Annotated in this window: 19 protein-coding genes; 8 read left to right on the plus strand and 11 right to left on the minus strand. The window is 64.1% G+C overall.

Annotated features, from left to right (window positions below):
* Positions 1 to 584: 584 nt before the first annotated feature.
* The 3 genes from A3E77_RS05775 (at position 585) to A3E77_RS05785 (ending at position 1844) form a co-directional block, all read left to right on the plus strand.
* The gene (locus tag A3E77_RS05775) at positions 585 to 1145 is read left to right on the plus strand and encodes a type 1 glutamine amidotransferase domain-containing protein (protein ID WP_293644078.1); all 561 of its coding nucleotides are present in this window, start codon (positions 585 to 587) and stop codon (positions 1143 to 1145) included.
* A 162-nt stretch (positions 1146 to 1307) separates the two neighbouring features.
* On the plus strand, positions 1308 to 1472 hold the full coding sequence (locus tag A3E77_RS05780; protein ID WP_193749127.1) for a hypothetical protein: 165 nt from the start codon (positions 1308 to 1310) through the stop codon (positions 1470 to 1472).
* 168 nt (positions 1473 to 1640) lie between these two features.
* Positions 1641 to 1844, plus strand: a complete 204-nt coding sequence (locus A3E77_RS05785) for a hypothetical protein (RefSeq protein ID WP_054727962.1) — start codon at positions 1641 to 1643, stop codon at positions 1842 to 1844.
* 65 nt (positions 1845 to 1909) lie between these two features.
* On the opposite strand, the gene A3E77_RS05790 is transcribed toward A3E77_RS05785, so the two are convergent.
* From A3E77_RS05790 to groES, 3 genes are all read right to left on the minus strand, one after another.
* Positions 1910 to 2092 carry a hypothetical protein gene (locus A3E77_RS05790; RefSeq protein WP_137892609.1) on the minus strand — a complete coding sequence of 61 codons (183 nt, stop codon included), beginning with the start codon at positions 2090 to 2092 and terminating at the stop codon, positions 1910 to 1912.
* Positions 2093 to 2164: 72 nt separating this feature from the next.
* Positions 2165 to 3784, minus strand: coding sequence for a chaperonin GroEL (gene groL / locus A3E77_RS05795; RefSeq protein ID WP_293644080.1), 1620 nt, complete (start codon positions 3782 to 3784; stop codon positions 2165 to 2167).
* 45 nt (positions 3785 to 3829) lie between these two features.
* Positions 3830 to 4144 (minus strand): co-chaperone GroES, encoded by a 315-nt coding sequence (gene groES / locus A3E77_RS05800; protein WP_293644082.1) that lies wholly within the window; start codon positions 4142 to 4144, stop codon positions 3830 to 3832.
* 260 nt (positions 4145 to 4404) lie between these two features.
* Here groES and A3E77_RS05805 point away from each other — a divergent pair, with 260 nt between their 5' ends.
* A complete protein-coding gene (locus tag A3E77_RS05805) occupies positions 4405 to 4632 on the plus strand; it encodes a hypothetical protein (protein ID WP_293644084.1) in 228 nt (75 codons plus the stop codon).
* Complete coding sequence (locus A3E77_RS05810) at positions 4629 to 4898, plus strand: usg protein (protein WP_062179463.1); 270 nt, start codon at positions 4629 to 4631, stop codon at positions 4896 to 4898. The genes A3E77_RS05805 and A3E77_RS05810 overlap by 4 nt, the downstream gene beginning before the upstream one ends.
* 90 nt (positions 4899 to 4988) lie before the next feature.
* Here A3E77_RS05810 and A3E77_RS05815 read toward each other — a convergent pair whose 3' ends face one another.
* Together A3E77_RS05815 and A3E77_RS05820 are read right to left on the minus strand one after the other, a co-directional pair.
* Positions 4989 to 5468 carry an Hsp20 family protein gene (locus A3E77_RS05815; RefSeq protein ID WP_056350218.1) on the minus strand — a complete coding sequence of 160 codons (480 nt, stop codon included), beginning with the start codon at positions 5466 to 5468 and terminating at the stop codon, positions 4989 to 4991.
* Between the two features lie 225 nt (positions 5469 to 5693).
* Positions 5694 to 5879, minus strand: a complete 186-nt coding sequence (locus A3E77_RS05820) for a YdcH family protein (RefSeq protein ID WP_293644086.1) — start codon at positions 5877 to 5879, stop codon at positions 5694 to 5696.
* 419 nt (positions 5880 to 6298) lie between these two features.
* Between A3E77_RS05820 and A3E77_RS05825 the strand changes: the two genes are divergently transcribed.
* A complete protein-coding gene (locus tag A3E77_RS05825) occupies positions 6299 to 7102 on the plus strand; it encodes a class I mannose-6-phosphate isomerase (RefSeq protein WP_293644088.1) in 804 nt (267 codons plus the stop codon).
* A 114-nt stretch (positions 7103 to 7216) separates the two neighbouring features.
* On the opposite strand, the gene asd is transcribed toward A3E77_RS05825, so the two are convergent.
* Together asd and A3E77_RS05835 are read right to left on the minus strand one after the other, a co-directional pair.
* Positions 7217 to 8095: an archaetidylserine decarboxylase gene (gene asd, locus A3E77_RS05830; protein ID WP_293644090.1), complete on the minus strand. Its 879-nt coding sequence runs from the start codon at positions 8093 to 8095 to the stop codon at positions 7217 to 7219.
* Positions 8096 to 8255: 160 nt separating this feature from the next.
* Entirely contained in the window at positions 8256 to 9134 is an 879-nt protein-coding gene (locus A3E77_RS05835; RefSeq protein WP_293644092.1) for a GNAT family N-acetyltransferase, read from the minus strand.
* Positions 9135 to 9257: 123 nt separating this feature from the next.
* Here A3E77_RS05835 and A3E77_RS05840 point away from each other — a divergent pair, with 123 nt between their 5' ends.
* Positions 9258 to 9500, plus strand: coding sequence for a KTSC domain-containing protein (locus A3E77_RS05840; RefSeq protein WP_234716149.1), 243 nt, complete (start codon positions 9258 to 9260; stop codon positions 9498 to 9500).
* A 38-nt stretch (positions 9501 to 9538) separates the two neighbouring features.
* Here the strand turns inward: A3E77_RS05840 and ku are convergent, their stop codons facing one another.
* The 4 genes from ku to ligD form a co-directional block, all read right to left on the minus strand.
* Positions 9539 to 10423: a non-homologous end joining protein Ku gene (ku, locus tag A3E77_RS05845; protein ID WP_293644094.1), complete on the minus strand. Its 885-nt coding sequence runs from the start codon at positions 10421 to 10423 to the stop codon at positions 9539 to 9541.
* A gap of 183 nt (positions 10424 to 10606) precedes the next feature.
* Positions 10607 to 10984: a hypothetical protein gene (locus tag A3E77_RS05850; RefSeq protein WP_293644096.1), complete on the minus strand. Its 378-nt coding sequence runs from the start codon at positions 10982 to 10984 to the stop codon at positions 10607 to 10609.
* Complete coding sequence (gene xth / locus A3E77_RS05855; protein WP_293644098.1) at positions 10981 to 11784, minus strand: exodeoxyribonuclease III; 804 nt, start codon at positions 11782 to 11784, stop codon at positions 10981 to 10983. The genes A3E77_RS05850 and xth overlap by 4 nt, the downstream gene beginning before the upstream one ends.
* Entirely contained in the window at positions 11781 to 13664 is a 1884-nt protein-coding gene (gene ligD / locus A3E77_RS05860; protein ID WP_293644100.1) for a DNA ligase D, read from the minus strand. The genes xth and ligD overlap by 4 nt, the downstream gene beginning before the upstream one ends.
* A 103-nt stretch (positions 13665 to 13767) precedes the next feature.
* Here ligD and A3E77_RS05865 point away from each other — a divergent pair, with 103 nt between their 5' ends.
* Positions 13768 to 14031, plus strand: a complete 264-nt coding sequence (locus A3E77_RS05865) for a DksA/TraR family C4-type zinc finger protein (protein ID WP_293644102.1) — start codon at positions 13768 to 13770, stop codon at positions 14029 to 14031.
* The last annotated feature ends 5 nt before the right edge of the window (positions 14032 to 14036 follow it).

Here is a 14036-nt window from a genome sequence, read left to right on the forward strand (position 1 = left end):
TTCATGAACGCGCAAAGGAAGATTGCTAACGGTCAGCCTATTTGAGCGAAGTGGGGAGGGATAGACCCCGGCGTGACTATGCCGAAACAGAAAAATGCTGATCGTGTATCCGATGATTTGATTGCAGCATCCGCTTGCCTCAAACATTAGGCGCGTAGCACACTCCGACGGCCAAGCTGAGCGATATGTCGTTGAGCCGGATATGCGCGCCGATATTCGGACAACGTAGGGGAGCGGCCCGGACGACGATTGGATGCGTTCGCCGACGGCAATTCGACTGAGACGTGGGATCGAACAGCTGCGGCGATACGCGAAGCGATGCACATGGCGGCGGCAGACCGACCGATCACCGTCGAAGCCCGTGCGCCGTTCAAATGCAGTTGGCGAAGAAAGGTTGCAAAGTTGGGGCGGAAGGTCGCCGCTATTCTGGAATACTGTCGAAGCCGTCCTCGACGCGATCGCGGCCCCAGGCATCGGTGCGGCCATTGCCGATAGAGGAGGACGAAGAGCAGCGCGCGCTGGCAAGGGGCGGGAACGACGATAGCCGCGGCGCATTGGTCGTTAGACAGCAAAGGAGCTTTCCGATGACCAAGGACAATATACTCGCCGGCTGCAGGATCCTGATCATGGCGACAGATGGCTTCGAACAATCCGAGCTTGAAGTGCCACTTCAGCGTCTGGAGGACGCCGGCGCGGAGGTCGAAATCGCATCGATCGACGATGATGATATCACCGGCTGGGACAAAGACGATTGGGGCGACGAGGTCGAAGTCGATCTCAAGATCGCCGACGTCGACACCGACCGTTATGACGCGCTCGTTCTGCCGGGCGGCCAGATCAATCCCGACTTGCTGCGGGTCGAGGACAAGGCGATCTCGATCATTCGGGCCTTCGCAGGTGCTGGCAAGCCGGTTGCCGCGATTTGCCATGCGCCGTGGCTTCTTGTCGAAGCCGGGCTCGCATCGGGCAAGCGAATGACGAGCTACAAGTCGATCCGCACCGATGTTGCCAATGCCGGCGCGCAGGTGGTCGAAGAGAGCGTCGTGGTCGACGGCAATATCATCACCAGTCGCTGTCCCGACGACCTGCCGGACTTTTGCGATGCGATCGTCGCAGCGGTGGCCGACCGCAGGGCGCGGGCGTAGCTGTGCCGAGCTCAATACGGGACTGTTGAGTTGTGAAAAGGCGATCGCGTGCGGGCACGACGATTCTTGCGATATGCTGTTGAAAGCAGCGAGAACTCGCTGCTTTATGGCGCGTCGTTTCCAAGCCTGCTGCCCAGGCAGTTTGGAAAGAGGATGACCCACATGGGACAGAACAACCAGCAGGGCGGCCAACCCGATCGCAATCCGAACGAGAACCCCGGCCAGCAGGAACAGCAGGATCAGCAGCGTCGCCAGCCCGGTCGGGACAATGACCAGGACCAGGGAAACCAGGCCGGCCGCGACGACGAGAATCGTCAGAACCGCTGACGTCGGAAAGAAGAGTGACGCCGAGGCACCCTCTCGGGGCAGGGCCGCACTTCGATGCGGCCCGGCCTTTTCTATTCCCCGGTTGCGCCCATTCCAGGTGCAACCTTCCTAGCGCTTTGGCATTCTCCCTTCATCGATCGCGGACAGCGGAATAGGAAGGAGAGGCCCGTGCGAACGATTGAGATATGGCCCGACGAAATCGAGGGCGGCGACACCGAGCGAGAGGGTGTCTTCTACGCGACTATGCGCTTCATCGACAGGGAAGCTGAAACCGCCGTCGTGATCTATCTGCAACCCGAGATCGAGCGAGGCATGATCGCCGATCTTTACGGCTGGGCGCAAAGCCGCGGCATGACCGGTCGAACGAACTGAATTGGAAGCATGGGTTGGCAAGCGGTCGCCCGCCTGGATCGGAGCGCCCCTTGGCGGCCACCTTTTCAATGCGGAGAAGTCGTTCGATGCAAGTCAGTCAGCACGGCGTTCCAGAATGCGATCTCTTCGTCATTGCCCCGGTCGCGCGACCATTGCACCTGCCTGGAGACGATGAAGTCGGCCTGTTTGCCATGCCGCAGCTTGATCTCCGACACACAATTTCGAATATTATGACCTCCGAACGGCATTGCCGATCTCCTTGATGCTCCGCATAGAAACAGGGCAGGTGAGGGCGGCGGTTTCCCGCCGCCCTCGATATGTCAGAAGTCCATCGCCGGCATCGGCGCGGCCTTCTCCTCCTTCGGCAGCTCGGCGACGAGCGCCTCGGTGGTGATCAGCAGCGACGCGACCGACGCGGCATCCTGCAGCGCGGTGCGTACGACCTTGGCGGGGTCGATCACGCCTGCCTTGACGAGGTCCTGATACTCGCCAGTGGCGGCGTTGAAGCCCCAGCTATACTCCTCGCTTTCGAGGAGCTTGCCGACGATCCAAGCGCCGTCCTCGCCGGCATTGTCAGCGATCTGGCGCGCCGGGGCGCGGAGCGCGCGGCGAACGATGTCGATGCCCGACTGCTGGTCGTCGTTCGCGGCCTTGAGGCCTTCGAGCGCCTTTAGCGAGCGAAGCAGCGCGATGCCGCCGCCCGGAAGAATGCCTTCTTCCACGGCCGCGCGTGTCGCATGGAGCGCGTCGTCGACGCGGTCCTTCTTCTCCTTGACCTCAACCTCGGTCGCGCCGCCGACACGGATCACCGCGACACCGCCCGCGAGTTTGGCAAGCCGCTCCTGAAGCTTCTCGCGGTCGTAATCGCTTGTCGTGGTCTCGATCTGCTGGCGGATCTGCGCGACGCGGCCGTCGATATCCGACTTCGCGCCGACGCCGTCGACGATCGTCGTATTATCCTTGTCGATGACGACCTTCTTGGCGCGTCCGAGCATGTTGATCGTGACGCTCTCGAGCTTGATCCCGAGCTCCTCGCTGACGACATTGCCGCCGGTGAGTACCGCGATATCCTCGAGCATCGCCTTGCGGCGGTCGCCGAAGCCCGGCGCCTTGACCGCTGCGACCTTGAGTCCGCCGCGCAGGCGATTGACGACGAGCGTCGCGAGCGCGTCGCCCTCGACATCCTCGGCGATGATGAGCAGCGGCCGGCCCGACTGGACGACGCTCTCGAGCAGCGGCAGCATCGCCTGCAGGTTCGAGAGCTTCTTCTCGTGGATGAGGATGTAGGGATCGTCGAGCTCGACCTTCAGCTTCTCGGCGTTGGTGATGAAATAGGGGCTGAGGTAGCCGCGATCGAACTGCATGCCCTCGACCGTTTCGAGCTCGGTCGCGAGGCTCTTCGCCTCCTCGACCGTGATCACCCCCTCATTGCCGACCTTCTCCATCGCCTCGGCGAGGATATTGCCGACCTCCTCGTCGCCGTTGGCCGAGATCGTCGCGACCTGCGCGATCTCGCTGTTCGCCTCGACCGACTTAGCGTGCGCCTTGAGATCCTCGACGACGGTGCTGACGGCAAGGTCGATGCCGCGCTTGACGTCCATCGGGTTCATGCCCGCGGCGACCGCCTTCGAGCCTTCGCGGACGATCGCCTGCGCGAGCACGGTCGCGGTGGTCGTGCCGTCGCCGGCCTTGTCGTTCTGCTTGCTCGCAACCTCGCGCAGCATCTGCGCGCCCATATTCTCGAACTTGTCGGCAAGCTCGATTTCCTTGGCGACGGTGACGCCGTCCTTAGTGATGCGCGGTGCGCCAAAGCTTTTGTCGATCACGACGTTGCGGCCCTTCGGGCCCAGCGTGACCTTCACTGCATTCGCAAGCGTATCCACGCCGCGCAGCATCCGATCACGCGCGTCCGACGCAAATTTCACTTCCTTGGCACCCATTTTTACCTCCTTCTTGCTGTCCTTTCAGTGGGTGATGAATGGGCGCTACGCTGCCTGCCTGAGCGCCTCGGCCTGCTCGATGACGCCGAGGATGTCGCTCTCCTTCATGATGAGCAGTTCCTCGCCGTCGATGCGCACCTCGGTGCCCGACCATTTGCCGAACAGGATGCGATCGCCGGCCTTGACGTCGAGTGCGGTGACCGTGCCGTCCTCGGCGCGGGCGCCCGGACCGACGGCGACGACTTCGCCTTCCTGCGGCTTTTCCTTGGCGGTGTCGGGGATGATGATGCCGCCCGAGGTCTTTTCCTCGGCTTCGATGCGGCGGACGACCACACGGTCGTGCAAGGGACGGAAATGCATGCATAACCTCCATGTTGCATAACGATATGATAAGCCGGCGCGCCTGTCCGGGACGCCCGGCACCGATGAGCTAGGAAGCGGATTTTTTCGCTTCAAGAGGGTCGGCGAAAATTTTTTTCGGCTCGTTTTCGCGAGAAACAAATGCCCCTTATCAAGGGGCTGACAACTCTTGACTCGACTCGCTTCGTTCCCAAAGTTTGTGGCCGCGGCACCCTGCCGTACGATGAGAAAGGAAAGGCTACAAGGAAGGAGGCACGATCATGTCCGAGCCATTTTCCCGTTTTCTTCACCCCTTCGACGTGGCGCGTCACCCGAGCCTCGAGCCCGAGGTCAAGCGCGCCCTTCTCGCATCCTGGGCATCGGATCGCTCGTCGGTCCGCAACAAGCCCGCGCTTCGCAAACCCCCGGGGGCGAGGCGAGCGGTGCCAGTCGACGATGTGCTCGCGGCGCTTCGGTCGCTCGATGGCGGCGAGACACGCGCGCCATGACCGACCGCGCGCTGATCGCACAGTTGGACGGCTACGGGCTGACGACCGCCGAGATCCATTATTACCGGCCCGATCATCCCTCGCTGCTCCAGCTCTTCGTCTGGCAGGACTATGATCTGCCGCCGGACTTCCCGGTGCTGTTCGATTTTCTTGCCATGTGGCGGCGCCAGATCGAAGCCGCGCTCCATTCGGTGCGGATCGCGCACGATATGCTGATCGGACCCGCCGAGTGGAGTGCGGCAGATATCATTCGCTCGCTCGATTGAGATCGGGGCGGCGGCCGCCACCGTCCGGCGTTTAAATGCAATTTGATATTGAAGGGCGGGGCCAACGCTGAACGGCGGCCCCGCCCGTTGTTACGCTTTTTCGAGCGTCTTTTCGTTCGACGATCCGATCCGGCGCGGCTCGGTGTCGCCGCCGCCGATCTCGATCTTGCGCGGCTTCATCGCCTCGGGGACGACACGGCTGAGCTCGATCGAGAGCAGCCCGTCGGCGAAGCTCGCGCCGCCGACCTCGATATAGTCGGCGAGCTGGAAGCGGCGCTCGAACGCGCGGCGCGCGATGCCGCGGTGGAGATAGACGAGCTTGGCGTCTTCCTCGGCGGGCTTGCCCGTGACGCTCAGTTGGTTCTGCTGCGCGACGATCTCGATCTCGTCGGGCTTGAAGCCCGGGACCGCCAGCGTGACGCGGAAGCGGTCGTCGGCATCGCGCACGATGTCGAAGGCGGGAAAGCCATCGGACGTTTCGCCGCGCTGCCCTTTCTCGAGCAGGTCGAAGAGGTGATCGAAGCCCACCGTCGAGCGGCGGTAGGGGGTGAAGTCAAAGTCGGTTCTCATTTCCAAATCCTCCTGATTGAAGCAATTCGGGCATGAGATGCGCCGGGACTTAGAGCCGGCGCTCTCTATGTCCTGGACCCGGAAAATCCGGCATCCGGGAAAAAATTAGGAAGCCATTTTTTCGATTTCAAGAGGTCGCGCGCGCGAAGATTCTGGATGCGCCATGTTCCGAAAATCCGCAGCGCCAAAGCGCGGAGCCGCAACGCGCGCGGCTCCGCGATCGGGTCAGGCGACGCGACTGTCGCCGGTATCGCGGCTCCATGCCGCGATCTGGTCCTTGATCGCCAGCTTCAGCTTCTTGAGCCGCGCAATCAGGACTTCGTCGGGCTGGCGGCGCTGCGCCTCCCGATCGATTTCGGCGTCGAGGCAGGCATGCTCGCGCCGCAGATAATCGATATGTTTGCTGGACATCTTCTTCTCCATGCCAAGTTGAGGATGTTGCAGCCCGAGCGGCTGCGGCGTGGATGTAGGAAAGCTTTGGTCGGGATTTCAAGGGGTTGAAGTGTCCGCCTGTGGGAGACTGTCGGAAGCTGTGAAGAGCATCGCGCTGCGCCCGGCAGGGAAGGTACGACAGGCGGCATTGGGAAGCAAAGATGAAGAGGCGGTCGGCGCGCTACAGCTAAATCGTCACAACATGGGTTAGTCGCTGCAACCCGGCCCGGCGACCATTGTTTCGGTAGCATGCCGACTCGCGAGGAACAGGTTTACCCGCTCTTCAGGCGCGTCGCCGACGCGATTTGCGCTGTCCGCCTTCCTGGCCGCGCCTGGGAATATGCGCTGCGCCGGAGCCAACCGGCATATTCTTCAGAATGGGAGTGATGGATATGACCATGAAAGCACAGAAGCTCGATACGATCTGGGTCGAGAAACCCTGGGGCGTCGATCGGCTTCCTCCGCCCTTCGATGCACGGACTGGTGGCCGCGTCGGCGAAATCTGGTTTCGTCCGCCCCAATCCAATCCGCTGCTCGTGAAATATATCTTCACGAGCGAGCGCTTGTCGATCCAGGTCCATCCCGACGACCGGCAGGCGCAGGCGCGCGGACTTTCCGCAGGCAAGGAGGAATGCTGGTACATTCTCGACGCTGAGCCGGACGCGGTGCTCGGCATTGGCACGCTTCGCGCGCTCGGCGAGCGCGAACTCGCCGATACCGCCCGCTCGGGTGCTATCGAGGCGCTCATGGAGTGGCATCCGGTGCGCGCGAACATGTTCATTCATATTCCGCCCGGAACCGTCCATGCGATCGGTGCCGGGGTCACACTCGTCGAAATTCAGCAGAATGTGGATGTTACCTATCGTCTCTACGATTACGGCCGCCCGCGCGAGCTGCACCTCGCCGATGGGACGGCGGTCGCGAAGGCCGCGCCGATGTCACGCGATCTCTGCCGCCAAGTCGATATCGCAGAGAGCGCGTTGTTGCTCGACAGCCGCCATCTCGCGGTCGCGCACCTGAACGCCAACGACCTTTCGCCGCTTGCCGATGCGAGGGATGGGGCGATGATCGTCCCGCTCAGCGGCACGGTCGCGGCTGACGGCGTGACCGCGCAGGCGGGCGAGTGCCTGTGGGCCGAGGACGTCGCTACCATCGAGGCCGGAGCCGGCGCGCGTTTTCTGGCGGGTTGGCACAAGCCTTGACGCCCTGCGCGACCTTGGCGCGTCTCCGATGGAGGGCGATCCGCCTGCGCCAACTGGCCTGGCACCGTCCTGCCGCCCGAGACGCCTAGCGAGGCGCGTCGGCTGCCGCGCGTGTCACAGGGTTGATCGGCTATCCGCCCGAGCTTTCTCTACGGCGCTTCCCATCTCCTCTCCGAGGCGCACCGGCCGTTCGGGAAACCAATCGGGGTTGAACGCGATCGCTTGCTTCTCGAACAGCGTCACGATCGTGGAGCCGAGGAGAAAGCGACCCATCTCGTCGCCCTTGCGCAGCGAGACTTCATCGGGGGCGTAGGACCATGACGATAACTTGCCCGATCGCTTCGCGTTCACCACGCCATGCCATGACGTTGCGACGCTGCCGACGATGGTCGCACCTACGAGTATCATCGCGAAATGGCCGTGAGTGGGGGACTCGAACAGGCATATGACCCGCTCGTTGCGCGCGAAAAGGCCGGGCACCCCGCGCGCGGTCGTCGGGTTGACGGAAAAGAGCGAGCCCGGGACGTGGATCATGCGTCTGAGCTCCCCGTCGCACGGCATGTGCAGCCGGTGATAATCCTTGGGCGAAAGATAGAGGTTGGCGAAACTGCCGTCGCGAAACGTCGCGGCGAGGGCAGCGTCGCCGCCCAGTATCGCGGTGGTGGTAAAACGGTGGCCCTTGGCCTGGACGATGTGATGATCGTCGATGGCGCCGAACTGGCTGATGGCACCGTCGACCGGACAGATGAAATCGGCCTCCGCCCGCGGGCGAGCGCCGGCTTTCAGCGGACGCGTGAAGAAGTCGTTGAAGTTTGCATAGCTGCGGATGTCGGGATTTTCCGCTTCGCTCATGTCGACGCCATATTTGGCGACGAACCATTGGATCAGTCGCGGGGTCAGCCGGCCCGACGACGCGGCAACACGGCCGGCGAATTCGGTCAGCCGCCGCTTCGGCATCGCATGCTGGGCAAGAATTGTCAGGCGCTCGAACATGATATCATCCGGTGGTCGATGCTGCGGAGGGAAAGCCGATCACCTGGGGAGAGACGACGGCGCCTGCCTCTTCGTTCCGGCGGTGATGCTTTATCCCGATGTCGTGGGGCAAGGGAAGGCGCATGGCCGGGAGCGGAAGATAATCGGGTAGGGGGCGCGCTCAGTCTCGCCGGGCCTTTGGCGTTCCTCCCGCCGAACGGACGAAGCGGTAACTCTTCTGCTCATAGTTCCGCGCGCGCAGGAAGTTGTGGGCGTTGTTGATCATGATGTCGCTCATGATCTCGATCGTGCCGCATCCGCCCTTGGCGAGAGCCGTCTCGGCGGCGGTCAGGAGCGTCGTCCCGATGCCGCGCCGCCGACGCTCGCCGTCGACAAGCAGCAGGGTGACGCGGCCGACGAGGCCGTGCTGCAAGGTCGGAACGACCGCCCAGGCGCAGCATCCGACCAGCCCGCCGGCATCGGCGACGAGAAGCCCGGCCTTGGCGTTGCCGATCGCCTCGATATTCGCGTCGATCGATATGAGCTTGGGCGGCTCGGCAAGCTGGGCGAGCAGACGGGCGAGAGCTTTTCGGTCCTTGCCCGTCGCGGGCCGCAGGCTGAGCTCGGGCTCCGGCAGGGCTTCGGGTTTGACGATCCTCAGCACCGGCTTGGCTTTCGGCGGCGGCGGCGGATCCTGCCGCCTTCGTACAGGCTCGGGTGACGGTGGCGGACGCGTTTTTCCGCGTCGACGGATGGGTACTTGCTCCTCGATAGGTTCGGCGGCTTTGGGTGCCTTCTTGGCAGGCTTCGCCGCGGGTTCGCGTTCGGCCGAGAGTTTCCAGCTGTCGGCCGCGCCGCCGCGAAGATAGTGCGCGATGTCGGCGGCGCTTGCCGTGAGCCCTTGTTCGCCGATCCCGAGGAGCGGCTTGCCAGCCGCATCGGTGAGGCCGAACTTCCCATAATCGCCGACGCCCGGCGTTCGCTTTCGCGACCGGACGAGTTTCATCCCGCGGTGTTCGGCGATTGCGCGAAGCTCGTCGGCTGTCGGCTCGGTTGTCATCGATCAGGGCCGGCAAGGAGAGGCGGGGCGGGTCTGCGGGGAGGGGGCGCTCGCTCGGACCGGCGGCGCGCGCTTGCCCGCGCCCTGGTGGGAACCTGTGCGGCTGCGACGCGCTCTGCCCATATGCGCGCGCGCCGCTTCACCCGCTCGACCATGATCGACCATGTCGCCTATGACGAGGCAGCGTCGGTGCTTTCCATCAGCTTCCGGGGCACCGGCAGATATCTTTATCATGGCGTCCCGCGCGCGATCTACGACGGGCTCTGCGCTGCGGAATCGCTCGGCGCCTATTTCAACGCGCATATCAAGGATCATTTCCGCTGCGAGCGCGACCCGGCGCGCAGGCGGTTCGGTCCCGGTGCCTGACAGTGGGGCGGTGACGATCACCCCTGCGGAGGCGCCGCTCATGCGCGCTTGTGCGCTGCCGGCTTGGCGGGCGCTTTTTTCGCCGGGGCTTTTTTGGCAGTCGCCTTTCTGGCGGTGCCAGCCTTCGCCTTTCCGCCGCCGTCACCGATTGACTTCTTCAGCGCCGCCATCAGGTCGACGACGTTAGATCCGCTCGGCGCCTTCTCGTCCTTCCCGTCGTCGAGATTGAGCGTCTTGCCCTTCTTCTTGCGCTCGATGAGCTCCTTCAGCGCCTCGACATAGCGATCGTGAAAGTCGCTCGCGTCGAACTTGCCTGTTTTCTTGTCGATCAGCGTCGTCGCGAGGTCGAGCAGGTCTTCGTCGGGATCGCTGTCCGCGATGTCTCGGAAATAGCTCGCCGCCTTGTTGACCTCGTCGGCATAGCGCAGCGTCTCCATGACGAGGCCCCGGCCGCACGCCTTGATGCTGACGACATATTCACGGCCGCGCATCGCGAGCTGGCCAAGACCGACCTTCCCAGTACGGCGCAGCGCCTCGCGCAGCACGATGAACGCTTCCTCGGCAAGGTCGTCGGCGGGGACGACATAATAGGGCTTCTCGAAATAGATCTCGTCGATATCCTCGGCCTCGACGAACTGGGTGAGCTCGAGCGTCTTCTTACTCTCGAGCTTGACCCCCTCGATCTCCTCGTCGTCGAGCAGCACATATTGGTCCTTCGCATATTGGAAGCCCTTGACGATCTCGTCGACGTCGACCGGGCCGACGCCGGGCACGACCTTTTCATATTTGATGCGCTTGCCCGTGGGCTCGTGGATCTGGTTGAACGCGATCGTCGCCCCGCTCTTCGTCGCCGAATAGATCTCGACCGGGATCGAAACGAGCGCCAGGCGGATCTGGCCTTTCCAATATGGGCGCGCAGCCATCGTCACTCACTCCTTTGCCAATGCTCCTTCAATGCGCGCGGTCGCCGAGCGTTCCGCGCCGGCGATGGGAAGGGAAGCCCGATCGCCGCAACGGGATCGAAAGCGGGAGCTGGAAATGGCCGGACAGTCGCGAACGCGCGCGCCTGCCGCTTTCGCGGCCCGCGACCTGCCGATCCGAGCTTGTCAGACGGTCCAGCGCGCGGGCGCGAGCGCGATGGCGATCGGAGGATGCACCCGCTGCCATTTCGTTGCAGCGAGCACGTCGTTGCTCTCCTTCGCCTCGCGGCCCGGCCCAAGCGACCAGGTGATGTGATAATGGCTACCGTCGCCGCGATCGGTGGTGCCGCCGATGCGCACGACGAGCGCCTGGACGCCCGCGCCGTCGTCGACTTCGCCGACGATCTCGCCCGCGTGCGCAGCGGGTAGGGGCGTGTCCTCGGCGGTCCCGAAGCGGAGCGTCACATGATCGGCAACCAGCTCGGCATAGCGCGGTTCGAACCGTTCGAGCAGCATGTCGCGCTCGGCGGGTGGGACTTTCCAGCCGGCGATCGTGCGCGTCATGACGCCTTGCGCTTTCGCTTTGCGGACGCGTTGCCGAGCTCGACCCAGGCGGGCGCATGGTCGCTCGTCTTGTCGAGCGCCCGCGGGCGGGTGTCGACGCCGGCGGCCTCGAGCCGCTTCGCTGCGGGCTTGTTCAGCAGCAGATGGTCGATGCGGATGCCGGCATTGCGCTCGAACGAGCGCCGCCAATAGGCCCAGAAGCTGTAGATGCGCTCCTCGGGATGCAGGTAACGGATCGCATCGGTCCAGCCCTGGTCGAGGATGCGCCGGTAGGCGGCTTTGGCTTCGGGAGCGAAGAGCGCGTCCTTCTTCCAGTTCGCGGGCTTGTACACATCGAGGTCGGTGGGAATGACGTTGAAGTCGCCGCAGATGACGACGGGGGCATCGAGGTCGAAGAGCGTTGTCAGATGCGCGTCGAGCCGCGCCATCCACTGCATCTTGTAATCGAACTTCGGACCGGGCCAGGGGTTGCCGTTGGGAAGATAGAGGCCGGCGACGAGGATGCCGCCGACCGCGGCCTCGATATAGCGGCTCTGCTCGTCGCCGGGATCGCCGGGGAGCCCGCGGCGCGTTTCGTGGATTTCGCCGACGCGGCTCAGCATCGCGACGCCGTTCCAGCGGCTCTGGCCGTGCCAGATCACGTCATAGCCCGCGTCGCGGATCGCCTTCTCGGGGAATTTCTCCTGAGGGGCTTTGAGTTCCTGCAGGCAGACTATGTCGGGCTCGGCCTGCGCGAGCCAGCCGAGCAGAATGTCGAGGCGGCCGGCGATGCCGTTCACATTATAGGTCGCGATCTTCACAGGTCGGGCAGCGTCTGGTCGGCGCGGCCCCAGCCTTGCAGCGCCTTGAGGCCGGCGCGCTTCAGAAGCTCCTTCGCGTCGGTGATGCGGAAATGCGACGGCTTGTCGATCGTCTCCATTTCCTTCCAGCTGATGGGCGCGGCGACCGGCGCGCCTTCGCGGGCCCGCGCCGAATAGGGCATCACCGCAGTCGCGCCGCGCTGGTTGCGGAGATAATCGACAAAGATCCGGCCCTTGCGCTGCGCCTTGGGGAGGGCGGCGGTGAAGCGGTCGGGATCCATTTGCGCGACGGCGCGGGCGAGCCGGTGCGCGAAGTCCTTGACCTCGGGCCATTCGGCGCGCGGCACGAGCGGGGCGATCACATGGACGCCCTTGCCGCCGGTTAGCATTGGAAAGGTCTCGAGGCCCATCTGCTTCAGGATGTCGCGGAACTGGAAGGCGGCGCTGCGCACCGCCTCGAAATCGAGACCGACGTCGGGATCGAGATCGAAGACGAGCCGATCGGCCTTCTCGACATCCTCGATGCGCGCGCCCCAGCCATGGAATTCGATCGTGCCCATCTGGACGCAGGTCATCAGGCCCTCGGGCGTGTCCATGTAGAGATAGGGCTGGTTGTCGCCATCCTTCTCCTCGATCGCGACCTGCTTCACCGAATCGCCGAAGCTTCCGGCATCATGTTTCTGGAAGAAGCATTTCTTGGCGCGGCCCTGCGGACAGCGCACGAGGCTGATCGGGCGCGAACCCGCCCACGGCAGCATGATCGGCGCGACCGCGGCATAATATTCTGCAAGCTCGCCCTTGGTGAGCCCCGCCTCGGGAAAGATGACGCGGTCGGAGTTGCTGATCGGAACGGGGAAGACGCTCGTCGCCACCGCAACCTTTTCTTCGCTCTCTACGACCACGGCCTCCGGCTTCTTGTCTTCGCGAAGTCCGAGATAGCTCGGGTGGCGGAGCGTGCCCTCGTTTGTCATCTCGGTAAAAGCGATCTCGGCGACGAGCTTCGGCTCGATCCAGTGCGCGCCGCGCGTCTCGGTGCGGGGCGCCTTCACCGTCGGCTCCTTTCGTTCGAGCGGCTTCATCATCGCCTGGAGGCGGAAGAGCTCCTCGGTATCGAATCCGGTCCCGACCTTGCCCGCGTAGCGCAGCGCGCCCTTCTCATGCACGCCGAGCATGAGCGAGCGGAACGCGCGCGACTTGTCGGAAGGCGTCCAGCCGACGATGACGAACTCCTGCCGCTTGATGCACTTAGTCTTGAGCCAGCTTCCCGCGCGCGCGCCGACATAGCGCGCATCGGCCTTTTTCGAGATGACCCCTTCGAGACCCGCAGCGCAGAAACTCTCGAGCAATGCCTCGCCGCTGCCCGCGATATGATCCGAGTAGCGGATATGCCTGGAGGCCTTGGGAAGAATTTTGGCAAGATGCGCCTTGCGGTCGAGGAGGGGGAGGGCGGTCAGATCCTCGCCGTCGAGCTCGAGGAGATCGAACGCGAAATAGTCGATGCTGTCCGGGGTGGCCTTGAGGGCGTTTTGCAACGACTGGAAGCGCGAGCGGCCTTCAGCATCGAGCACGACCGCTTCGCCGTCGATCAACGCACTGTCCACATTCAACTTTACGGCCTCGGCGAGGAGCGGCGCGAAGCGCTCCGACCAGTCGAGACCCGAGCGCGTATAGGCGCGGGCCTCGCCGCCGCCGACCGCGATCAGCAGGCGGTAGCCGTCATATTTCATCTCGTGAACCCAGCCCCTGCCAGCGGGAACGCTGTCGACGAGCGTCGCCAGCTGAACCTGTCGGAAGGGCGGTGGAGCCGCAGTCTTTCGCTTGCTGCGCGAGGAGGAGGGGGGGCGCCCTGCCGGGTCTGGATTGGCGGTCGGTTTGGCCATGGACTCAAGACCATCCGGCCGCGCAATCGTTCCCGGTCCCGGGGGCAACTTGCCCGGGCGGCCATGCGTTCCCATTTTCGTCCCCGAGACATGGAGCTTCAACATGGCGAATGGCTGGGCGCGCGACGGCGCCGTTCAGGAGCAGATCGACGACACGGTGAGCGATGCCGTCAAGGAGGCGCGCCTGCGGCTGCTGTCCGGCAAGGGCGCAGACTATTGCGACGATTGCGGCGAGCGGATTGCAGAGGCGCGGCGAAAGGCCTTGCCCGCGAGCCGTACCTGCATCGGGTGCCAGACGCTTCGCGACGCCGAACGCCGTCCGGCCGGTTTCAACCGCCGGGGAAGCAAGGACAGTCAGCTGCGCTGACCCTT

Source organism: Sphingopyxis sp. RIFCSPHIGHO2_12_FULL_65_19 (genome assembly GCF_001830555.1).
In the GTDB taxonomy this organism is placed as follows: domain Bacteria; phylum Pseudomonadota; class Alphaproteobacteria; order Sphingomonadales; family Sphingomonadaceae; genus Sphingopyxis.